This window comes from Eisenbergiella massiliensis (assembly GCF_003435485.1).
This window is the reverse complement of sequence record NZ_QVLV01000032.1, coordinates 27,278-51,005: the sequence shown is the minus strand read 5'-3', so window position 1 is coordinate 51,005 and position 23,728 is coordinate 27,278. Positions and strand designations below refer to the sequence as shown.

The window sequence follows — 23,728 nt, the reverse complement described above, 5'->3', positions numbered from 1 at the left end:
CTTGAACTGTCTGATTCTATAATCCGGCATTTATAACGATTTTTGTGTATTCTTGTTTTGTATCCTAATCTTCTTTTGTGGTCTTTTCTTCCTTTTTGTCCTTCTCTTCCTTTGTGGCCTTCTTTTCTTTTATGGCCATATCTTCCTTTATGACCTTCTCGTCCTTTGTGTCCTTATCTTCCTTTGCCGCCTTCCTCCTGTTCCTTCTCCGTTTTCCTGCTCTGCCAATCATAACCGCCATAAGAAGCGCCACACCGGCAACGCCAAGCACGTAATACATAACCTTGCTTTCTGTTATTCCATAAACAGCAAAGGAACAGCCATAGGGAACGGACGCAGTCAGATAGCTTCCGTCCTCTTTCGTTTCCACCATTTTCCACTTACCGTCGCTGCCTGCAATCCAGACCTGTGCGCTGTCAGCCCCTTCCGGTATGAGGAAATGTGCTGTCATTTCCGAAGTTTTCTCATCCTCAGGCTGGTTTTCCAGCGACCAGGAATAAGCATAGGCACAGGCTTCTTCTCTTTCCGGAGACTGGCATTCGTCCAGCGTAAGAAGCGTATTTTCATAGAAATTACCTTCCAGAAGGAACAGCGGCTTGCCGTTCTCCGCCTTTTGTGCAGAGGCCAGGCTCAATGTCCACCTCTGTTCTTCGGCTTCTACCGTAATATTTTCCGTTACCCTACGGACCGGAAATTCTATGTTCCATTTTGTATATCCGCCTTCTGCAGAAATCTTCGGCACATCCTCCTCCTGTATGCTTCCGCCGTAAGGGATCGTCAGTGTGCCGCACACCTCATCCTCATTTTTAAAGGTAATGGTAACCGTGGTAAAGCCCTGGGGTATCTCTTCCTTCTGCACCAGCTCCTCATAGGCACAGCTCTCGGCCTTGCCATAATAGTTGATGTTATCAATACCGCCCCATTCATCGGAAACAAAATAATTGGCAGAAAGCTCCGCTTCCTCATTCACATGCCCTGCGATACTTCCGATATACTCTCCTTCATCACTTTCCAGAGTACACATCGACGCGCAGCCGCTGATGTTATAGCCGTCTCCCGCGATGCCGCCCAGATAATCCACTCCGCTGATATTGCAGAAGGAATAGCTTTTATTGATGGTGCTGGTGCTGACACCGGCGATTCCGCCCAGCTTCTTTCCGCTTTCCGCACTGATGTCGCCGTAATTTTCACAGTCATAGATCAGGCCCAGCTCCTCGCTGCCTGCAATGCCGCCGCAGTTATTTTTCTTTGCATTTATTTTCCCGTAATTTATACAGTGAATCACCACATCATTGGTGGTGGAGCGTACCGCCACATCCGTCAGCTTGGATAAATCCAAATCCAGCTCCGGATCAAAGTCGTATTCCACATTCATGGTCCCTGCAATACCGCCGGGGTTAATATCCGCGTCCACAGACCCGTTATTCGTACAGCCATAAATAACTCCCAGCGTCTTTTCCGTCACATTTCCGGAGGAAATATCCAGCAGGGGATCGCCGTTTCCCATCAGGATGTTCAGATCCGCATTCATGGAATCCGTAATCCGCTGCTGCGTATTCATCAGGCCCTTCATGCTGTCCGTCAGACTCTGGATGCCCCCATCAATGGAATCGGTCAGGCTGTCAATCGTATCCCCTGAAAGCTTGCTCTGATCCGTCAGTTCATTGGAAATATTGCCCGCAGCATCAGATACCGAATCCCCTGTGGAGGAAATGGTGTTCTGCATATTTTTCATATTCCCGGAGATGGAGGATATTTCGTCCTTCATTTTATTTAGGTTGGATTCTATCTCCGGATCAGGCTCCGGTTTCTTCAGCTCACCTTTTTTCTTGTCGGTTTTATCCTTGATGTCATCGATTTGATCCTTGATCTCATCTTTGATTTCATCCTTGCCATCGGTTATATTCCCGCCTTCATCGCCCGGATTTGCATCGGAATTATCTCCTGCATCACTGCCGCCATCCTCATTCTTCCCATCAGTGCTGCTATTCCCATCGGCGTTACTGTTCCCTCCGGTACCGTTTCCGCCGCCGTCGGCTTCCTTCCCGCCGGAACTGCTGCCGCCATTTAGGGAAGCATCATCCGTCCTATCACCCGTCCCTCCAACAACGGTACAGCTGATAAATGCCCCCTCTTCTCCTGTCGCAGTAAGCTCCCGGACCTGATTTCGTCCCAAAAGCGCCCTTACACCATATACTGCCGCATCATTCTGTCTTTTCTGCACAGAAGCCCGTGCGCTGTCCGACCCTTGCACGCCTGCTTCCTCTGTTTTTCCGCTGCCCTTTCCACCCGAACTGCCGCTCTCGCGATTTTCCGCCTTTCCGGAGGAACCGCTGTCCGAAGAACCGCCGCCGGAATTGCTTTCCGTACCGCTGCCGTCGTCCGTACTTCCATTCCCGCCGGAAGAGCCGCTTCCTTCAGATCCGCTTCCACCCGCACTGCTACTTCCTTCGGATTCGCTTTCGCCTGCACTTCCGCTTCCGCCGGTTCCGCTGCCACCCGTACTATCGCTTCCGTCCGCCGTGCTGCCGCCCGTACTTCCGCTGTCCGGGCTTTCCCCGCCGCTGGAGCTGCCGCCCTGGTTCCCCGAACCGCCGTTGCCATCGGAACCATTTCCTCCGCTGCCGCCGGAATGGTTCTTATCATCCCCACCGCTTTCCGACTCATCCTCAGAAGGCGTCTCCGTAGGATCCGTATCGCCCTTGCCATCCTCACCCTTATCAGGGATAACCGGCTTAATCTTATCAATCTCATTCTTCACATCATCGACAACGCCGTTGACCGTATCCATAGCGTTATTGATGTCACTGCGAACGCCATCCACCAGCCGTTTTACCGTATCATTTCCCAGATTTCCGATGTTGTCCAGCGCACTGCTGATACTGTCGATATAGTCCCTTGTTTCCTGATGATCCTCGGAAATCGTATCGCGAAGCGAATTCACTTCCCGGTTCAGGCTGTCAATCGTATCCTCATACTGCTTCTGGAGCGCCTTTGTATACTCGCTGGCATCACTGGAGGTCTGGCTGAGAGCATCCGACATCTGTATCACCAGACGATTCATAGTCCCCAGATCATCCTGCAGCTTTTCCAGACGGTCCGACAAATATTCGGATTCCATATAAGGCTCAGCCTGGCCGGCAATACCGCCCACGTCCTTACGTCCCAGAATCTCCCCTTCATTTTCACATTCAATAATGGTTCCGCTCTGTCTTCCGGCAATGCCTCCCACGTTGTAGCCCACATGCGCATACCCCACCGGGCCGCGGTTAATACAGCCTGTGACAGTCCCGGAGGTGATCCCTGCAATTCCGCCGCTGTCATTTCTGGTAACCACATTCTGCGTCAGATTCAGGCTTCCCAAATCCACGCCATCCAAATCCAGCGTCGGCTTCAAATCCTCTCCATTCACCACACATTCGCTTACGCAGTCCTTAAGCAGCCCTTTATTTTCACCACATATACCGCCGGTGCCGTTAGTGGCCGTAACCGTGCCGGATGCACTGCATCCCACCACCTTCCCGTCCGCCTTATTATACCCTACGACTCCGCCGACCGATTTGGATGCGGACACTGTGCCATGAAAGGAACAGCCAGACAGCATGCCGAAATTCATACCTGCCAGGCCGCCCACATTTTCCGCGCTGCCGTCCATCCGCACAGTCCCTTCCACAGTCAGCTCTTCAACCACCGCATTTTTCCCAAGATAGCGGAAAAATCCATAATCGGAACCTTTCCTGGAAAGTGAGAACCCGGATATGGTATGCCCGTTTCCTTTCAGCATCCCGTTAAAATATGGTATTCCCTGAAAATCCGTCCCTGTCAAATCAATGTCCGCAGTCAGGGAAAAGACCTTCCCGTAACTGTACCAGTCATTCCTGCATTCCTGTGCAAAGCTTTCAAGCTCCTGCACATTGGATATTTCGATGCTGTCCGCAGCTTCTGTTTCCTGAACAGCAGTTTCTGTTTCCGCTGCACCTGTTTTTGCTGCACTATTTTCCTGCTTTCCCGTGCTGCCTTGCTCTGCCGCCATGCATCTGCCTGTTTCGGAGGCAAAGAGAGAAAGGGCCAGCAGAAAAGTCAGCGCTGTTTTTTTCATATATGCTTTTGCTTTCATTCCTCATCTCCTCCTTTCCCGGCAGCTTCCGCTGCCCCGCAGCCTTCCGGAGAAACGGTATCTTCCAAAGTACCGCCATCCTGTCCTCCGCCATCAAGCATGTCAATATTCGTCTGCTTTCCGGGCACCCAGGTTTCCAGGGATGCATTCATTTTCCCCTGGAAGCTGCCCTTGATATCCGCATCGATTTCGCCCTGAATGTAGCCCTTCACATGCCCTGTAACCGACATTCTTCCGCCGATTTCCCTGGCATTGTACTTGGACAGATTTATGGTAAGAGCCGTCTTTTCAATAATATAGTCACCGAACAGCAATATCTGCGGCAGCACGAACAGTACCAGGATAATGGAAATCAACGTTCCCCGTCCCAACGCAATACCAATGGAAGCCACGGTGGCATCGGAGGCGATCCTGCCGATCAGGAAGCCCGCGCAGGTCAGGATGGAGCCGGACGTAAAAATCGTGGGGAAGGACTGGTTCAGTGTCTCCACAATTGCCTCTTTTATCGGCATCAGCTGCTTCAGCTGCAGATACCGGTTGGAGATAACAATCGCATAATCAATGGTCGCGCCCATCTGGATTGCGGATACAATCAGGTACGCGATAAAAAATACAGGCTCCCCCGACAAAGCAGGCACGGAGAAGTTAATCCAGATACTGCCCTGAATCGTCAAAACCAGCAGTACGGGAAGTCCCGCGGACTGGAAGGTAAAGAACAGGATTATCATGACAAACAGCGCCGTCAGGATGCTGATAATCAGGTTATCAGAGCCAAAAGAGGACATCAGATCATGATCACTGGTGGAATTTCCCACCAGGATCACATCCTTCCCGGGATAAAACCGCCTGCAGATTCCTCTGATCTCATCCATCGCCGCATAAGTCTCTTCCCCCTCCACCGGCAGCCGGAGAGACAGTACAAAACGGCTGTAATCCTCTCCCTGCAGCTGCTGCTTGGCATCATGCAGCGTATCATACAGCTCATTCAGGTTTTTATCCATTTCATCATCCAGCGTCACATAGCCCTGCTCATACTGATCATACAGGAACAGGAACATGTCGATAATCGGGACATCATACTCATCAATTCCCGTAAAAACAGGTCCGTACTGCTCCTGGTTATAAGCGTAGGCCACATAAAGAAGCCTGACAATCTCAATATCCAAATCCGCCAGCTCCGAAAAATCCCTGGGCGAAATCTTATCTGTCAGCACATAATCATCATTGATGGACACATTGGCCAGCCCCAGGGCACTGTCCACATAATCCAGCTTTTCTATTTCCTTCAGCGTCTTCTCTTCCGCCTCATAATTCCCCCTGGGAACCATAACCACCAGCTGATTGGAGGTCCCGAAGGCCCCTTCTATCTTCTCCTGGGCGATTTTTGCCTCACTCTTTTTCGCACTCTCCACGGAGCTGGTATCATATATATATTCACATCCGCTGGATTTGAGGAAAGCAAATACAAGCACCAGCACAAACAGCGGCGGTATGATGTATTTTGTCTTATTCGCCAGCTTCCCTGCAAACGTTATGTTAGGGACATAGCACCTGTGATGGGAGTTATCGATCCCTTTGGCAAAAAGCAGCAGGATGCCGGGCATCAGCAGGAATACGGAAACCAGGCTGAAAATAATCGCCTTCACCAGCACAATACCCATGTCATAGCCCAGCCTGAACTGCATGAACATCATGGCCACCATACCTGAAATGGTGGTCAGCGAGGAAGCGCTGATTTCCGGTATGGCCTTGGACAACGCCACCTTTACGGCGCTTTCCGCATCCATCGTCTCGTGCTCCTCCATAAAACGGTCGCACAGGATAATGGCATAGTCAATCGCCAGCGCCAGCTGCAGCACCACCGCAATGGAATCGGTGACGCTGGAGATGGTCCCCAGCCAGTAGTTGGTCCCCTTGTTCAAAATGGCCGCCACGCCAAAGGTAATCAGCAGCACCGGAATTTCCATATATGCTTTTGTGGAAAGCAGCAGCACCGCAACGATTATAATCACGGCCAGCACCAGGATCAGATTCATGTCCTTTGCCAGGGCTTTGCTTGTTTCCTCTTCCGCCCCGACCTCCGTAGACACATAGGTATCGTAGTCCGCCAGCGTTTCCCTGACCGCGTTCATAGCATCCTTGCTTACCTGCTCCTCTTCCTCTCCGGAAAAAGTAATGTCATAAAGAGCATTGGTCCCCGTGTAATGATCCTCGGAATCGTCAAAAGCCACTTCCTTCACGCCCTTGACCGCTTCCAGCTCATCCACCAGCTTTTGAGCATCCGTATATGTAATATTGGACACCATCACCCTGGCGCTGCCATAGGTCAAAAACTGCTCCTCCATCAGATTCAGCCCCCGGTTGGTCTCACTGTCCGCCGGCAGATATTTGGTAATATCCTGATTCACCGAAACCTTATTGACAGAAACCACGCTGTAAATAATCGCAATAAAAAAGAGCACATAAATGGCTTTACGTTTGTTGACAATAAATGTGGCCACCGTCAACCAGAAATTCCCTTTTTCTTTTTTCTCTTCCATCGAAGACACCTCTTGTCATATACTTTAAGTCACTTTCACAAGAGGCAATTATAGTCCCCTCACCGATTATTGGCAAGCTGGATTCCGCATTCTTTTTTACCCAATTCTCTCCGAGTGTCCAAAAGCGTCGGTTTTTCCCCTGAAATACCATAAAAAACGCCTTCCCTTTTCGGGGAAAGCGCTTTCTGAAATTCAATGCTTACTATTCTTAATTCTTCTTCAGCCTTACCACATTCCAGCTGTGCTTACCGAACACAGTGCTGAAACGTCCGTCTTCCATAACGGAAGCATTGCTGTAAACAGGAGCCACACAGTCCGGAGCAGCCTCCGTATTCACTGCCTTCATATCATCATTGGTCAGCACGATATGCTCAACGACCTTATAATCTGCAAACTGTCTGAAATCGCAGGTTACCTGCATATCCTCTTCCAGATCCTTATTCACTGCAAATACGGTCAGTTCTTCCGCCTCTTCATTCCAGATACATACGCTGTCCAGACAGGAAACCTCACCGTAGGTTTTGCTTTCATAAACAGGAGCCTGAACCAGTGTGTTCAGCACTGTTCCCCTGCCGAAAACGCTGGCATGCATATAAGGATAAAAAATTGTCTGTCTCCATGCGCCCGTATCGGAAGTCATTATCGGAGCAATTACGTTCACAAGCTGTGCCAGGCATGCTACCTTCACTCTGTCCGCATGTCTCAGCATCGTGATCAGCATGCTTCCCACAAGCAGCGCATCCTCAAAATTATATACATCCTCCAGCTGATGAGGCGCCTGCACCCATTTTTCCAGCTGAGAATCAGCTTCATTGCTGTGATACCATACATTCCATTCATCAAAGGAAAGATTGATCTGCTTCTTGCTTCTCTTCTTGGCCTTTACGCAGTCACAGATAGAAAGCACGGAGGAAATAAACTCATCCATCCCCTTGGAATTTGCCAGAAATTCCGTAGTATTGTTGTCTCTGTTGCCATAATACTGATGCAGGGAAAGATAATCCACCTGATCATAGCACTCACTGAGCATCTCATCTTCCCAATAGCCGAAGGTATCCATGGTCAGGGAAGAGCTTCCGCAGGCCACCGTTTCAATGGTAGGATCCATGAATTTCATCAGCCGGCTTGTTTCCGCCGCCACACGGCCGTATTCCTTAGCCGTCTTATGTCCCATCTGCCAGGGGCCGTCCATTTCATTTCCCAGGCACCAAAGCTTGATATCATGGGGCTGCTCATAGCCGTGCTTCTTTCTCAGATCGCTGTAGTAGGTGCCTCCCTTAAAATTGCAGTACTCCAGAACATCCTTGGCTTCCTCCGGTCCCCTGGTTCCCAGGTTTACCGCCATCATTATCTGCGTTCCGGCCTTCTTTGCCCAATCGGCAAACTCATTCAGCCCAAACTGGTTCGTCTCAATAACGGACCAGGCCAGATCCACCTTGGAAGGGCGCTCACTTTTAGGTCCCACACCATCTTCCCAGTGGTAACCGGAAACAAAATTTCCGCCGGGATAACGCACAATAGGAACCTGCAGCTCCTTCACCAGGTCGATAACATCCTTCCTCATCCCCTGCTCATCCGCAAAAGGGCTGTTCTCCTGATAAATTCCTTCATATACCGCACGTCCCAGATGCTCAATAAAGGATCCGAAAATTCTCTTATCTACCTTTCCTGTCAGGTAGTATTTGTCTACAATAATCTCTGCTTTCTTCATTCCCTCTCCATTCCGCCGCCAACGCGGCAAATCTCCTCTTCTTAATAACCCTATCATAATCTGGAAGATAAAAACAAGCCAGTTCTTTTTCTCCGATATATTTGACTTTTCTTCCGGTCCTGTGCTATGCTCAATCCGGAACCCCCGATTCCTGAAAAACCCTTTGAGGAGTAAATTGTCATGATGACTCTCAATTTCTGTGAATACAACCGTTTCAATCAGGACTATGACCGGATCTGCAGGCCATCAGGCAGCGGCGATTACCTTTTTCTTCTCCTGAAAACTCCAATGAAGGTATATCTGGAGGACAAGCTGCATATCACCAAGGAAAATGCATGTATTCTTTACACCCCGCAGACGCCCCAGCATTATCAGGCTGTAAAACGTTTCTGCAACAGCTATCTGCACTTTTCTTCCGACACCAATCCCTGCCTCCGTTTCGGCATCCCGGCAAATACCATATTTTATCCTGCCAACTATATGGAGATTGATTCCTTCATCCGAGATCTCCAACAGGAATACTTTTCCACGGCGGACTTCCGGGAAGAATACATCCATACGCTGATTACCCAGCTGTTTATCTCCATTTCCCGTACTCTGACCAGCTCCGCAGTACGCAGCGAGGATACAGGGAATCTCTATCCTGCCTTCCAGAGCCTGCGTCTGCAAATGCTGTCCGACTGCCAGGAGGACTGGACCATGGAACGCCTCTGCCAGGCCGTCAATATGGAAAAGAGCCAGTTCTATGTCTACTACCGCCAGTTCTTTTCCACCACGCCCAAAAATGACCTTCTTCAGGTCCGGTTGGAAAAAGCAAAAAACCTGCTGAGCAACGAAGCCCTGCAGGTCAAAGAAGTAGCGCGTCTATGCGGTTTTTGCAACCTGCAGCATTTTACAAGATACTTCAAAAAATACTGCGGCTGCGCTCCCCGGGAATACGGGAAAATGCGTTAGAGGCTTTCTTCCTCTTCCTTCACTCCCATGTACTCCGTCAGTCTGCTGTAGATTTCAGGATAATCCCTCTTCATATGGACCGGTTTCATTTTCCTGTCCAGGAAGCAATGGCTTGTCTCCCCCGCTGCATGGAGCTTTCCATCCTCCTGCCCATATATTTCGTACCGCAGGCTCATTTTGATTCCATTGAACTTCTCCGGAATAACCTTTACCCTGAAAACTTCAGAATACCGGAAGGAAATACGGTAATCACAGGATACGCCCAGAACCGGTATCAGAATCCCCGCTCTCTCAATCTTGTCATAAGGAAGTCCGATCTGCTCCAGCACATCCGTCCTGGCCTCTTCCATCCACCGGATATAGTTGGAATGATGGACAATTCCCATTCTGTCAGTCTCATAATATTGTACTTTTCTTACATAATCCTTTGTTTCTGTCATTATTCGTTGCCTTCCTTTCCCGGACACTGCGTTTCCAGCGGCTGATAAACAACAGGCGGGCACCTGCAGATGTCCGCCTGTCACTATCATATCTGTCCTGTTGCTTTGCTTATGCCGGATAAGCGCCGTTCTTGGTGTCAGCCTGAGTCATATCAACCTTCTCCTGCTGCGCCTGACGGTATTTGAAGAAGTCCATGGCAACCTGAGGGAACAGAGCATAGCTCAGTACGTCCTCATCCTGCTGTTTCCATTCCTTCATTTCAGATTCAATCTTGTCCAGCTCGTTAGGAAGCAGGTCTGCAGGACGGCAGGTAATAACTTCCCTGTCTCCGATAACCTTCTTCTGAACCTCCGGATTGAAAGGTTTAACAGTTACACCGTATTTGCCGGCAAGCAGATCCTTGGTCTGATCGGTAGCCATTTTATATCTCTCACCCATCAGAACGTTGAATACAGCCTGGGTACCAACGATCTGGGAGGAAGGAGTAACAAGCGGCGGCTCACCAAGATCCTTACGGACTCTGGGGATTTCCTGAAGCACTGCATCATACTTGTCGCTTGCGTTCTGTTCCTTCAGCTGGCTAACCATGTTGGAAAGCATACCGCCGGGTACCTGATACATAAGAGTCTTAATGTTAACGCCGAGAACCTTGGGATCCATCAGGCCGGTCTTCAGGCACTCTTCTCTGTAAGGTCTGAAGTAATCAGCGATTTCAGCAAGCAGAGCCTGATCATATCCTGTATCATAAGGGGTTCCGCGGAAGGTTTCAACCATAACCTCTGTTGCAGGCTGGGAGGTTCCCAGTGCGAACGGGGAAATTGCACAGTCGATAATATCAACGCCCGCTTCCACAGCCTTCAGATATGTCATGCTGGCAACACCTGAGGTATAGTGGGTATGCAGCTGAATCGGCAGCTTGGTAGCGGATTTCATGGAACGGATCAGTCTGTCTGCTTCATAAGGAACCAGAAGTCCCGCCATATCCTTGATACAAATGGAGTTTGCACCCATGTTCTCAATTTCTTTGGCAATGTTCATCCAGTATTCCATGGTGTAGGCATCGCCCAATGTATAAGCCAGAGCTACCTGTGCATGTCCGCCTTCCTTATTGCAGGCTTTTACGGAGCATTCCAGGTTACGCAGGTCGTTCAGACAGTCAAAAATTCTGATAACGTCAATACCGTTTGCGATGGATTTCTGTACGAAGTACTCAACCACATCATCAGCATAATGACGATATCCAAGAATATTCTGTCCTCTTAACAGCATCTGCAGCTTTGTGTTCTTGAAAGCTGCCCTTAACTTTCTCAGTCTTTCCCACGGATCTTCATGTAAGAAACGCATGGATGCATCGAAAGTAGCGCCGCCCCAGCACTCTACTGCCTCGTAGCCAACCTTGTCCATCTTCTCAGCAATGGGAAGCATTAATTCGGTAGGCATTCTGGTGGCAATCAGAGACTGATGTGCGTCACGTAATACGGTTTCCATAATTTTAATGGGTTTCGGGTCTGACATTTCCTTTTCCTCCTAAATTTCTAATAAAGTGTAGTAATCTGAAAGACTGACCGTTACAGTTCAGCCTCACCCCGCTTACCTGCCGGGCAGGCTGAACTGCAAAGGCGGCTCCAATCAGAATACTCCGAAGATAGCCATGAAGGTACCGGCTGCAACTGCAGTACCGATAACGCCGGCTACGTTGGGTCCCATAGCATGCATCAACAGGAAGTTCGTAGGATCCGCTTCGGCACCGACCTTCTGAGAAACTCTGGCTGCCATAGGCACTGCGGATACACCGGCTGATCCAATCAGAGGATTGACCTTGCCGTGAGTTACTACACACATCAGCTTACCGAAGAGCACGCCTGCTGCAGTACCAAACGCAAATGCGAGCAGTCCCAAAGCAACGATTTTCAGGGTATCCAGATTCAGGAATGCTTCTGCACTTGTTGTAGCGCCTACGGAAGTTCCCAGCAGGATAACTACAATGTACATCAGGGCATTGGAGGCTGTGTCTGTCAGCTGTCTTACAACGCCGGATTCTCTGAACAGGTTACCTAACATCAGCATACCAACAAGGGGTGCTGTGGTAGGAAGAATCAGACATACAACGATGGTAACAATAATAGGGAACAGGATTTTCTCCAGCTTGGTAACGGGACGAAGCTGTTCCATTTTGATTTTTCTTTCCTTCTCTGTGGTAAGAAGCTTCATGATAGGCGGCTGGATAATCGGAACCAGGGACATATAGGAATATGCCGCTACCGCAATGGGCCCCAGAAGAGTTGTCTGTCCCAGCTTACCGCAGAGGAAAATGGAGGTAGGGCCGTCAGCGCCGCCGATAATTGAAATAGCGGCTGCCGCTTTGTCATTGAAGCCCAGGCCGATAGCTCCGAAATAAGCTGCGAAGATACCGAACTGCGCCGCTGCGCCCAGCAGGAAGCTCTTGGGGTTTGCAATCAGGGGACCGAAGTCCGTCATGGCGCCTACGCCCAGGAAAATCAGGGACGGCAGGATTGCCCACTCATCCAGTTTGTAGAAATAATAGAGCAGTCCGCCCACTCCGTTGGCCGCGTCTTCCGCATGCAGCATAATATCAGGATAGATATTAACAAGCAGCATACCGAATGCAATCGGAGTTAAAAGCAGAGGCTCAAAACCCTTGGCAATTGCCAGGTAAAGAAAGATACAAGCTACTGCGATCATCAGGTAGTTTCCCCAGGTCAGGTTGAAGAATGCCGTCTGATGCACCAGATTGTCTAATGTGGTTACTATGTAATCCATTCTGTTGACCTCCCATGTTATTTCAGCCAAAACTCATAAATCACGACTTCATGGGCTTTGGTAGAAAACGGTATAAACCGCTTCTTCTGATTAGTTTAATGTTGCAAGCAGACCGCCTGCTTCAACGGCATCGCCAACAGCCACGTCAATACTTGCCACGGTTCCGTCAGAAGGAGCAACAACAGGGATTTCCATCTTCATTGCTTCAATAGTAACAATAGCATCACCAGCCTTAACAGCCTGTCCAACCTTGGCGTCAATGCTGAATACTTTTCCTGCTGCGCCGGCTTCAATCTTCACGCTGCCTGCTGCGCCTGCGGGAGCTGCTGCTTTGGGTGCTGCAGCGGGAGCTGCCTTGGGAGCCGCCTTCGGTGCTGCTTTGGGAGCTGCTGCGGGTGCGCCTGTGGAAGCGCCTTCTTCTACTACTACATCATATACGTTTCCGTTAACGGTAATTGTATAATTCTTCATGGTGAAATTTCCTCCTGTTAAACAATTATTTAATAATTAGCTTTCCATTTGCTGGTATTGGCGCGTCTGATGCTTCTTACTACAAAACCGTCCGTGGATGCAGCTCCTTCGCTTGCTGCAATGGCGGCTGCAATAACTGCTACCAGTTCATAATCATCTGTCAGATCTTCTTCAACGGCCGCTGCTGCTGCGGGAGCAGGTGCAGCGGGTACGGATACCGGCTCTGCGGTTTCCTTTTTCTTTCCTGTGAAAGCATCCTGTATTTTAGGAATTACTACGAAGCAGGAAATAATCAGGCTGATAAGAATCAGTACAACGAATACGGTTCCCATACCAAGAATGGTATTCAGGGCCGCTTTTTCCATAAGCTCTCCCATGGAATACTTAACGTTCGTCGTAATACCGGTCAGTGTCAGCTGGTCATCCAAAAGGATTTCCACAACCGCATCATGATCGGTTCCTTCCACCATGACATTAATGGTGGCGCCGTCCTTGTCAACAATTACCTCATGGTCCGTAACAGACTTGAATTCCCCGATATCTTCCATCGCGGAAGCCCAACTTGTCAGGGCCGCGGAAACTACTGCGTCGTTTGCATACTGATCCTGCATTTCCTGTTCCACAATGGTCCTTACGGAATCAAGTACCTGGTCCGCATAATTGATAGCTCCCTCTTCCGTTATACCAAGTGCATTCGCTGCAGACTCATCTGCGGCTTTGCCACAGGCCGTCATGCCGAAGATACAGATGATAGCCATACCTAATACTAACAACCTTTTTTTCATATTAAGTATCATCCTTTCTTATACTGTACCGTGTTTTTTTGCAGGGCGGTCTTCTCTCTTTGTGAAGAGCATCTCGAATGCACCGATTACATATTTTCTTGTATCGGCGGGTTCGATAATAGCATCCACATATCCTCTCTTAGCAGCAGAAACTGCGCTGGTCTGCAGGTAAGCATATTCCTTTGCACATTCATTCACTGCGTCAGCACCCTGTCCGTCGCAGATGATCTTGGCTGCCAGCTTGGCATCCATGGTTCCGATTTCAGCATCCGGCCAGCAGTAGGTCATATCTGCGCCGATAGCCTTGGAATTCATTGCAACGTAAGCGCTTCCGTAAGCCTTTCCGATAATAACATTAACCTTCGGAACAGTTGCGTCCGCAAACGCATATGTAAGTCTGGCAGCAGCCTTTGCAATCTTCTTCTCGGAGCACTTGTCCGCCGTAAAGCCGTTTACGTTGGTCAGTGTAAGTACCGGAATATTGAAGGCATCGCAGAAGCTGACGAATTCAGCGGCCTTATCACAGCCTGCGGGAGAAAGCGCAGCATCAAAGGAAGCGGTCTTCTCACCTTCGTCATTGTAAACTTCACAGCGGTTAGCCACAGCGCCTACGGTAATACCGTTCAGCTTCATAAAGCCGGTTACCATTTCTTTGGCATATGCAGCCTTAACTTCAACAAAAGCATTGTCGTCTGCGATAGTGGAAAGAGCGATGGATGTATCTCCCACACAGTTGGCCAGAGATGCTTCCGCACGGTTCAGATCGTCCGTGCATTCCACGAAAGAATTGTCATCTTCATTGTTGGAAGGAAGCATGCATACCAGATCCCTGATCTGTCCGAGAACGGCTGCTTCGTCACCAACGAAATCCACGATACCTGCTTCTTCACTCTGGAAAGCCGCACTGGAGGTATCACATTTGGAAATTTCATTTCCTGCAAGCGCATTGGGCGCGTTTACAAACAGCCTGGCCTTCTTCTCTTCCATGAAGGTAAAATCGGTCAGCGCGGGGAACAGTGCAAGTCCGCCGCCGCAGGTTCCGAAAACAGCTGTAATCTGAGGAATAACACCGGAAGCAAGCGTCTGTTTCTTATAGATCTCCCCGAAAGCGTTCAGCGCATCCGTTGCTTCCTGTAATCTGAGTCCGGCGGAATCAATCAGGCCAATCACAGGTGCGCCTGTCTTCATCGCCAGATCATAGAGTCCGGCAATCTTCTTTGCATGCATCTCGCCAATACTGCCGCCCAATACGGAAGCGTCCTGGCTGTAAACATACACAAGGTTGCCTTCAATCACTCCATAGCCGGTGATACATCCGTCGGAAGGAGTTTCTGTCTGTTTCAAATTGAAATCAGTTGCTCTGGCAGTTACCATAGCGCCAATTTCAACGAAACTGTTGTCATCGAGCAAAGCGGTAATTCTTTGACTCGCTTGTGAAGTAATACTCATTTTTCAGCCCTCCATTTTATATTAATAAAAAAGTTAACTTTAATCTACGGCTGTACAAGCACCTGCAGGCTGAAATCTGCGGCCGCGGGCAGTGGTTCTGATTGGGACAACCTCACCGCTGCTTCCTGACCCGTGCTCATAGCATCCGTATTTTAGTAGTATAACACGAAACCTGAAAAAGGACTAGATGGAAAAAGTAAAATTTTCATGCAGAAAACAAATTTTTTTCGGTTTTTTTCCGTGCAAATTCCCCTGTTTTTTCAGCAGCTTTCCTCTCTGCCATATTTTTCTTTTACGGATCGGCCGGCCGTGCTTTGCATCAGAGCCAGAACAGCTCCAGGATACAGTCCAGGCAGTACCGGTAGGTGAGCGCAAGCACATCCGCCGCCGTGGTGATCGGCAGCTGGGCATATACCTCGCCGTTGACATAGTAGGTTTCAAAGCCCACCGTTTTCCCGGCCTGTACGGGCGCTTCCATAGTCTCAGGGATCTCCGCCTCCATGCGCACCTCATCCTGATCACACAGCAGCAGAGAAATCTCCTGTTCCTGCACCTGGAGGGGCATTTCCGCCTGGATTCCACCCGTTACCGGCACCGGCGCCAGCTCTGCCTTTTCATAAATATTCCTTTTCTCATAATTGGCAAGCCCGTATTCATACAGCAGCTTGGCATCGTGCCATTTCCAGCTCTTATGGTTCGGCCAGCCGCAGGCAAGCAGGGCGATGGAGAAGGTCTTTCCCTCCCTGGAAAGCGCCCCTACGTAACAGTAGCCTGCTTTGCCCGTAAAGCCGGTCTTTCCGGTGAGCGCCCCTTCCATCATATTAAGGAAGGCATTGTGGTTCGTACAGGAAAACTGCCTGCTTCCCGTTAACCATTGATTATCTTCCCCCAGCTTATAATCGGTAAAAGAATAATTGGGAGTCCGGGTGATTGCAAGGAAATCCTCCTTTTTGGGGGAATCGGTAATGCAGTAGCTCATGATGCGGGCCAGATCCCCGGCTGTGGTGGAATGCTGCCGCTGGGCCTCGTTCCCCTCATCGTCCGTATAAGTCATAATGGCGTCAAGGCCGTTGGGCGTAATGAAAAAAGTATCCGTACAGCCGATCTCCTCCGCCTTCGCATTCATCAGCGCTGCAAACCGCAGTACGGCCGCCCTGCTCTCCTCCTCCGAATTGTCCGCGCTGCGTTTGCCGCCCCCGTCCAGGCAGTTGCCTACATGCTCGGCTATAATGGCGGCCGAGTCATTATGGGATTCCAGCATCAGGGAATAGAGCAGATCACCCAGCCGGAACACCTGCCCCCTGGATACGCCTAGATGGACCTTGGGCATGCCCGCCGCATAGGAGGAAACGGAAACATAATCGTCTGGACTTGCCTGCTCAAGCGCCAGGATACAGGTCATGATCTTGGTTGTGCTGGCCATGGGCAGCACCTCCGAAGCATTTTTCTGCAGCAAAATACGCCCGTTGTCCGCATCCATAAGGACGGCGGACAGGGCGTATAATTCACTGGTTGTACTATTTTCATCATTCTCCCGGGCACTTACCTCAAGAGGTCTTACGGGAAATAGGACAGCCGGGCTGAGTGCCAGGATACAGGAAAGAACTATCACATGAAAAAATTTTGTGCGCATACGGATACCTGTTCGCAATGTATTGATACATTTTATTGCCGCGGTAACGTTTTTATGTATGCAGCTTTTCCTGCGATGTAATTTTTGGGAATTAATCCCCCATAGCCTCAACAGCCGCAGCCTGTGCAGCCGCTTTGGATGCTTCCTCCTGCGTTACGCCGCTGATATTGATATTCCGGTTTACCTTGGCATCATAGGTGCCTGCCTTTACGATTTCGGACATATCTATTCCCACGGTTTCCTTCATGGTTTCAAACAGCTTCGTCATAACGGCAGGCACATGATCCGCCACGGCGCCCACGCCGTCGCTGTCTCCGCTGCCGATAATGGTAATTTTGTCGATCTTGGTGAGAGGCTCCGCAATCTTTCCGGCGATATCAGGCAGTACATTAATGAGCATTTCCGCCATGGCGGCATTGTTGTACTTCTGGTAAGCCAGCGCCTTTTTCTCCATGGCCTCCGCTTCCGCAAGACCCCTGGCACGGATAGCCTCCGCTTCCGCCTCACCGACCATGCGGATACCGGCAGCCTCCTGCTCCTTTGCAAACGCCTGGGCTTCCGCCGTAGCCTTCATGGCCATGGCGCTCTTCTCAGTCTCGAATTTCTCAGCCTCAGCCCTCTTCTGTCTTTCATACAGTTCAGCCTCTGACTGCTGCTGACGCGCGTAGCGGTCTGCTTCCGCTTTCTTCTTTACCTGTGCGTCCAGCGCCTTTTCCTGCACCTCGGCCTCGCGCTGCTTCAGGATGACTTCCTTTTCCTGCTTGGCGATGCTGGCTTCCGCCGTGGTAATTTCAATGGTCTTTCTCTGCTGCTGCTGTTGGATACTGTAGGCTGCGTCCGCTTCCGCCTTCTTGGTATCCTCCATCTTCTTCAGTTCGGCCTTCTGCAGTGCAAGCTCATTGTTCTTTTTGGCAATTTCACGTTCTGAATTAATCCTTGCGTCATTGGCCTGGCGATCTGCCTCCGCTTTGGCAACGGCGATTTCCTTTTCCGCCTCCGCCTTTGCAATGGCAGCTTTTTTCTTAATCTGGGAAATATTGTCAATTCCCAGATCTTCGATGACGCCGTTGCCATCGGAGAAATTCTGCACGTTGAAGCTGACGATATCAAGACCCATGGCAGCCAGGTCGGGTTCCGCATTCTCTTTTACCAGATTGGCGAATTTCTGACGGTCGCTGACCATCTCCTCCAGACGCATGCGGCCCACGATCTCTCTCATGTTGCCTTCCAGCACCTCTCTGGCAATGGATGCAATGTACTGGGTATTCTGGTTCAGGAAGTTCTGCGCCGCCAGGGCAAGCCTGGAAGGCTCGCTGCTGATCTTCACATTAACCGCCGCATCCACCTGGATATTGATGTAATCCGCAGTGGGGACCGCATTGGTGGTCTTTACGTCAATGGCGATCAGCTTCAGGCTCAGCTTATCCATTCTTTCCAGGAACGGAAGCTTCACGCTGGCCTTTCCGATAATGATCTTCTTACGCAGGCCGGAAATAATAAAGGCCGTATCCGGGGGCGCTTTCTTATATCCGGTGAATATAATGACAATTACTAAAATGATGACTACTCCGGCAATGATATATGGTAACTGTATCATACCTTCTCCTCCTTTTTCGTAGGTGCCTTGCGGCAAATTTATATGCGGCATCCGTTTTAACGGCGGATCACCGTGTTCTATGGCCCATACGGAGCTGCCCTTTGCTTTATGGAAAGCAAAACCGCCAGGGCCTGGGAACCTTTATATGTTCAAAGCAAGCTCGGCCTCTTCCTCGGCCTCCTCCTTGAATTCTTCCAGCTTCATCTCATTTAACTCAGGCAGATCCTCCAGGGATTTCACCCCGAAGCTTCTCAGGAACTGTTCCGTCGTTCCGAACAGAAGCGGCCTTCCCGGCGCGTCCATCCTGCCAAGCTCCGTCACGAGATCAAATTCAATGAGCCTGTTTACCGCGTGATCGCAGTTGACTCCGCGGATTCTTTCAATATCCAGCTTGGTTACCGGCTGTTTATAGGCGATAATGGAGAGCGTTTCCAGAAGGGTTTCCGTCAGGACATATTTTTTCGGGGTTTTGGCCACCTTGAGCAGATATTCATACATATCCCCTCTGGTACACATCTGGTAGGCATTTTCAAATTCCACAATGGAAACCCCTCTGCCTTCCTTCTCCCACTTATCCTTCATTTCAGCAATAATCTGCCTGGCCGTCTCTTCCTCTTCCTCTATCACCTCAGCCAGCTTGTCTATTTCCACGGATTCCCCCATGGCGAAAAGAACCGCTTCAATGGCCGCCTCCTGCTGTCTGCGCTCCATCACTGATTTTCCTCCCTGTCAATGTCCTCATTCTCCCCCACAACGTCCCCCAGCGAGGTCAGGCCATGGAATTCCAGCCCGTCCTCCGGGATTTCCCGGGTGGTAATGATAATATCATCCTCAATGGATTCCTGCTCTACGGAAACAACGCCCGTCTTCATCAGCTCCAGTACCACCAGAAAGGTGACGATGACATCCATCCTGCTTTTCTGGTTCTCCAGAAGCTCCCTGAAATTCATCCGCTTATGGCTTCTTATGTAACCGGCCACATAATTTGCCTTGGCGTCAATGTTGACCTCATCCTTTTCTATCCTTCCGAAATGGCTGCGGACAGGATCCACCTTGTCCTCCTGCCGTTTCAGGCAGTTTCTGAAAATTTCATTCAATCGGGTCAGCGTCAGATCCGCAAGCAGCTCCTCATAATTGACCGGCTCCCTGAACTTCAGCACCTCCTCAGGAATGGTGGGGGGCTTATAGAAAACCTTCAGGGCATCCACCTGCATGTCCCGAAGCTCATAGGACATATATTTATAAGCCTTATACTCCAGCAGCTTCTGAACGAGCTCCGCCCTGGGGTCCTCTTCCTCGCCCTCTTCATTCACTTCCCGGGGAAGAAGCATCCTGCATTTGATATCCAGCAGCGTGGCCGCCATCAGCAGAAACTCGCTCATCACATTCATATCCCCTTCTTCCATCTGACGGATATACTCCATGTACTGCTCCGTGATTTCCGCAATCGGGATATCGTAAATATCCACTTTATTCTTTTCTATTAAATGCAGCAGAAGGTCCAGCGGGCCTTCGAATACCTGCAGCTTGACTTCGATCGCCATCAGTTCCCTCTTTCCGGCTCCAGGCGGACCACAATCAGTTCTCCCGGGTTAAATACCCGTATTGGCAGCGTGTGGGTTCCCAGCCCCCTGCCCAGTACCATTTTACTCTTTCCTTCCTCATACAGGCCCCCGTCATATCTGGGGAAAAGGCGCAGCGCCGGGGAAAGCACGCCTCCCAGCACCGGCAGCCGCATAATGCCGCCATGCACATGCCCGGAAAGCACCAGATCCGCTCCCCAACCCGCATAGGCCTGGAAATAATCCGGATTGTGGGCAAGCAGGATGTTATATTCATCCGCGCAGGGTCGTCCCAACAGCGAATTGAGGTAAGAAACCTTCATCACACTTTTGCGAAGCTTCTTATAATAATCCATATCGATTTCCACGCCGAAAATCCGGATTCCCGTTTCCGGCAGTAAAACGCTCTCATTTTCCAGGAGCACCACTCCCGCCCGGCGCAGCTGCTTTGCATATCGCTCATACCGGTCCTCGTACCTCTCCGTATCCGTTTTCACACGGTATTCGTGATTGCCGTTGGCATAATAAACCGGATACTTCTCCGCCAGGGCGCTCACCGTCTCCAGCGCCGGCGCAAAGGAGCCGGAAACCTGTGAGGTCAGCATATCCCCCGCAATCAGGACGCCGTCGGGACGGCACTCCTCCACCGCTTCAAGCAGCCTGCCGTTATGTTCCCCGAACTGCTTGTTATGCAGATCGGAGAGCATGACGAAACAGCAGCTCTTCTTCAGTCCCCTGCAGGGGATGCGGTATTCAACGGTTACAAAACGGTTGACATCCCGTATAATAACAACAAGGAAAAAAAGAACACATAAAGCCATCAGGCCCAATAAAATCTGTATCAATCGCTTACTCCTTTGCCTTCAGCTCCTCTTATATATAAGAAGCAGCAGCTGTACGGCATCCCTGCTCCGGCCGCCTGCACGAAAAGGGGATGCTGAACAGTTATCAGCAGTATATCATATTTTTAAATATTATAAAAGAAAATATGCCAGAACTTTCAAAACATAATCCCGGTAAACGGCCTTCTCCACATTCTCGGAAAACAGGATGGGCACGGTGCCAATCGTCTCTCCATTCAGCCTGTAGACCGCTTCTCCCGCCTTATCTCCCGCCTTTACCGGTGCCTGTGCGCTCTCCGGAAGATGTATCACCTTTTCTATAGTGCTCAAATCATTTCCCTTCACGTCCAGATAGGAAAAGCCCTGCTGATAGGACAGGCCCGCGTCATCCTGGACGCCGCCGTCAATGAGAAGCCTGGGCAGCGCATCCTGGTTGGCATCCTTATACAGGGCGCTCACGCTGTAGCCATAGTTAAGCAGGGTGGCCGCATCGCTGAAACGTACCTTATAATCCGGCGCTGTCATTACCACAGCTATCAGATCAATATCATCCTTCCTGGCCGTGGCGGACAGGCAATATTTCGCCTTGCTGGTGGAACCGGTTTTCAGGCCCGTGGTCCACTGGTACTGCTTCAGCAGCTTATTGGTGCTGGAAAGGGTAAAGGTGGAGCTGCCCCTTGCCGTATTGTGGGTGATATCCTCCATCCAGATCATGGTGTAATTAAAAACATCCGGATGCCTTGTAATCAGCTCCCTTGACATGGCCGCCACATCCCGGGCCGTGGTATAGTGATTATCCGAATCCGTCAGGCCGCAGCAGTCCTCAAAATGAGTGCCGTTCATCCCCAGCGCCTGCGCTTTTTCATTCATCCTGGAGACAAATTCTTCTTCACTGCCCGCAATGAACTCCGCCATGGCCACTGCCGCATCATTTCCGCTGGCCACCGCAATACATTTGATCATGGTGTCCACCGTCTGCATTTCCCCTTCCTCCAGAAAAACCTGGGAGCCGCCCATGGACTGCGCATGGGCGCTGGTCATCACTTCATCCTCCAGCTTGATGTCCCCTCTTTCCAGCGCTTCAAAAATCAGCAGCAGCGTCATGATTTTGGTAATGCTGGCCGGAGAACAGGCAGCGTCCGCATTCTGTTCATAGATCACAGTTCCGGTAGATGCCTCCAGCAGAATGGCAGAGGGCGCTGCAATGGTAACCGGAGCGCCTTCCTCCGCATACGCCTTTATCCCCGGCATCCATATCAGACATATGACCAGCATGAAAGAAATGATTTTCCTCACCGTCACCTTTCGATACACACAATTCATAAGGGAAACTCCCCTCTACATAAGTTCTATAACACATTTTATGTAGACCTGGGGGGATTATTCCTTCGGCGTGCCTGTCCCTGAAAATAAAAAGAAAAATCCGCGGTTCCGCCGGAGCTTTATCACTCCGGCAGATCCGCGGTTCCTTTCGGGCACCTGAATTCCTGTGCCGCGCTTCTTACACCTTTTATATTTTATCCGGTTACTGCGCCGCCTGTGCCTGGGCGATTACCGCTGCGGCGATTGCAGGATCCACAGGAAGCCCCGTTGCGGTGTCAATCATGTTCCCTGTCGCCGGGTCAAGCACCCAGGTGGAAGGATCCACGCCGGTCAGATCGATATCCGGCACCACCACTTCCTGGCCGTAGCCTGTTGCATCGAATATATAGGTCTTGCCGTCCAGCACCAGCGTCTTGTTCATCGCCATGCTGCCGTCCTCCTGGAAGTAGCGTACGCCCTTCTCATCGGTAAACCAGCCGTACTGCATGGAACCGTCCGCACCGAACAGATAGGTCAGGCCGCCGATGTTTACAAATCCCTTCTGCATGAAGCCGTTTACGTCGAAATAGTAATTCTTTCCCTGGATATTCACCAGATCATGGAGCATATGGCCGTCCTTCGTGTCCATATAGAAGGTATTTACGCCGTCCGTCAGCCAGCCATTGGTGTAAAGGGTTCCGTCCGCATTCATGAAATAACGGTTCCCTTCATAGTCCACCCAGCCGTACTGCATACGGTAATTATTGTAAAAATAGGTATTACCGCCCCTTGTGGTAAAGCCGTAAGGGATGATGATATTGGAATAATCCTTGAACTGGAAATTCAAATCCACACGTCCATCAATTCCGCTCACCGTTCCGCTGTTGGAAAACTGCCAGAAGGCCGGATTGGGATATTCACAGGCCTCTGCATACTGTGCCACCCATACGTCAAAAGGAATTGGACCAACTCTCTGTGTCAGCCAGTTCTTGCTGGAGTACACCATGGGCTGGTAGCCTGCACTCTGTATAATGGAACAGAAAACCACCGTAAGCGCCTGCAGCTGCTCCGGAGTCATCGTTTTATGCACCGCATCCTCAAGATCAAAAACCACGGGCATGCTTACCGTAAAGGGCGCGATGGCAGCCAGTGTGAACTGGGCCTCCGCCATGGCCGCCTCAACTGTCGTGGCATAAGAATAAAGATAAACTCCCGTCTTAAGCCCCGCCGCATTGGCTCCCACCATGTTGGCGGCAAAATAAGGATCCAGGCCGCTCTTGGCGCTGCCTACCTTAATAAATGCAAAGCTGTATCCCTCCGCTGCCACCGCGCTCCAGTTAATGGCGCCCTGATATTTGGAAACGTCAATCCCCTTTGCTATGGCTCCGGCCGCTTCCGCATCCACGCCGGACGCAAGGAACGTGCTCAGCCCGATTACCGCAGCCAGCGCCAGGCTGACAATTCTTTTCTTCCAGTTCATATGTAGCTTCCCTCCTGCTTTTGTGTCCCGATGAATAATAAAAGACGGGGGCCTGAAGGTCCC

17 protein-coding genes are annotated in these 23,728 nt (G+C 50.4%); 1 reads left to right on the top strand and 16 read right to left on the bottom strand.

Annotated features, from left to right (window positions below; genetic code table 11):
- Positions 1–64: 64 nt before the first annotated feature.
- From DXC51_RS26600 to arfA, 3 genes are all read right to left on the bottom strand, one after another.
- Positions 65–4,117 (bottom strand): hypothetical protein, encoded by a 4,053-nt coding sequence (locus tag DXC51_RS26600; RefSeq protein WP_117545746.1) that lies wholly within the window; start codon positions 4,115–4,117, stop codon positions 65–67.
- Complete coding sequence (locus DXC51_RS26595; protein ID WP_242991354.1) at positions 4,114–6,657, bottom strand: efflux RND transporter permease subunit; 2,544 nt, start codon at positions 6,655–6,657, stop codon at positions 4,114–4,116. The genes DXC51_RS26600 and DXC51_RS26595 overlap by 4 nt, the downstream gene beginning before the upstream one ends.
- Before the next feature lie 208 nt (positions 6,658–6,865).
- Positions 6,866–8,368, bottom strand: a complete 1,503-nt coding sequence (arfA, locus tag DXC51_RS26590; protein WP_117545745.1) for an arabinosylfuranosidase ArfA — start codon at positions 8,366–8,368, stop codon at positions 6,866–6,868.
- A 180-nt stretch (positions 8,369–8,548) separates the two neighbouring features.
- On the opposite strand from arfA, the gene DXC51_RS26585 reads away from it, so the two are divergent.
- Positions 8,549–9,322 (top strand): helix-turn-helix transcriptional regulator, encoded by a 774-nt coding sequence (locus tag DXC51_RS26585; protein WP_025490924.1) that lies wholly within the window; start codon positions 8,549–8,551, stop codon positions 9,320–9,322.
- Here the strand turns inward: DXC51_RS26585 and DXC51_RS26580 are convergent.
- The 13 genes from DXC51_RS26580 to DXC51_RS26520 all read right to left on the bottom strand — a co-directional run bounded on the left by DXC51_RS26580 (position 9,319) and on the right by DXC51_RS26520 (position 23,665).
- Positions 9,319–9,762 (bottom strand): acyl-CoA thioesterase, encoded by a 444-nt coding sequence (locus DXC51_RS26580; protein WP_025490923.1) that lies wholly within the window; start codon positions 9,760–9,762, stop codon positions 9,319–9,321. The two genes, DXC51_RS26585 and DXC51_RS26580, sit on opposite strands and share 4 nt — an antisense overlap.
- A gap of 109 nt (positions 9,763–9,871) precedes the next feature.
- On the bottom strand, positions 9,872–11,278 hold the full coding sequence (locus DXC51_RS26575) for an oxaloacetate decarboxylase subunit alpha (RefSeq protein WP_021637601.1): 1,407 nt from the start codon (positions 11,276–11,278) through the stop codon (positions 9,872–9,874).
- Positions 11,279–11,392: 114 nt separating this feature from the next.
- Entirely contained in the window at positions 11,393–12,544 is a 1,152-nt protein-coding gene (locus tag DXC51_RS26570) for a sodium ion-translocating decarboxylase subunit beta (protein WP_021637600.1), read from the bottom strand.
- A gap of 90 nt (positions 12,545–12,634) precedes the next feature.
- A complete protein-coding gene (locus tag DXC51_RS26565; RefSeq protein ID WP_021637599.1) occupies positions 12,635–13,015 on the bottom strand; it encodes a biotin/lipoyl-containing protein in 381 nt (126 codons plus the stop codon).
- 29 nt (positions 13,016–13,044) lie between these two features.
- A complete protein-coding gene (locus tag DXC51_RS26560; protein ID WP_243003278.1) occupies positions 13,045–13,800 on the bottom strand; it encodes an OadG family protein in 756 nt (251 codons plus the stop codon).
- An 18-nt stretch (positions 13,801–13,818) separates the two neighbouring features.
- Positions 13,819–15,249 (bottom strand): acyl-CoA carboxylase subunit beta, encoded by a 1,431-nt coding sequence (locus DXC51_RS26555; RefSeq protein WP_021637597.1) that lies wholly within the window; start codon positions 15,247–15,249, stop codon positions 13,819–13,821.
- Positions 15,250–15,568: 319 nt separating this feature from the next.
- Positions 15,569–16,882 (bottom strand): D-alanyl-D-alanine carboxypeptidase family protein, encoded by a 1,314-nt coding sequence (locus DXC51_RS26550; protein ID WP_117545743.1) that lies wholly within the window; start codon positions 16,880–16,882, stop codon positions 15,569–15,571.
- A 91-nt stretch (positions 16,883–16,973) separates the two neighbouring features.
- Positions 16,974–18,479: a flotillin family protein gene (locus tag DXC51_RS26545; protein WP_025490919.1), complete on the bottom strand. Its 1,506-nt coding sequence runs from the start codon at positions 18,477–18,479 to the stop codon at positions 16,974–16,976.
- A 141-nt stretch (positions 18,480–18,620) separates the two neighbouring features.
- A complete protein-coding gene (scpB, locus tag DXC51_RS26540; protein ID WP_025490918.1) occupies positions 18,621–19,190 on the bottom strand; it encodes an SMC-Scp complex subunit ScpB in 570 nt (189 codons plus the stop codon).
- Entirely contained in the window at positions 19,190–20,023 is an 834-nt protein-coding gene (locus DXC51_RS26535) for a segregation and condensation protein A (protein ID WP_117545742.1), read from the bottom strand. Before DXC51_RS26535 ends, scpB begins: the two co-directional genes overlap by 1 nt.
- The gene (locus DXC51_RS26530) at positions 20,023–20,886 is read right to left on the bottom strand and encodes a metallophosphoesterase (RefSeq protein ID WP_117545741.1); all 864 of its coding nucleotides are present in this window, start codon (positions 20,884–20,886) and stop codon (positions 20,023–20,025) included. Before DXC51_RS26530 ends, DXC51_RS26535 begins: the two co-directional genes overlap by 1 nt.
- Positions 20,887–21,015: 129 nt before the next feature.
- Positions 21,016–22,206, bottom strand: coding sequence for a D-alanyl-D-alanine carboxypeptidase family protein (locus DXC51_RS26525; protein WP_117545740.1), 1,191 nt, complete (start codon positions 22,204–22,206; stop codon positions 21,016–21,018).
- A gap of 202 nt (positions 22,207–22,408) precedes the next feature.
- Complete coding sequence (locus DXC51_RS26520; RefSeq protein ID WP_117545739.1) at positions 22,409–23,665, bottom strand: GH25 family lysozyme; 1,257 nt, start codon at positions 23,663–23,665, stop codon at positions 22,409–22,411.
- Positions 23,666–23,728: the final 63 nt, after the last annotated feature.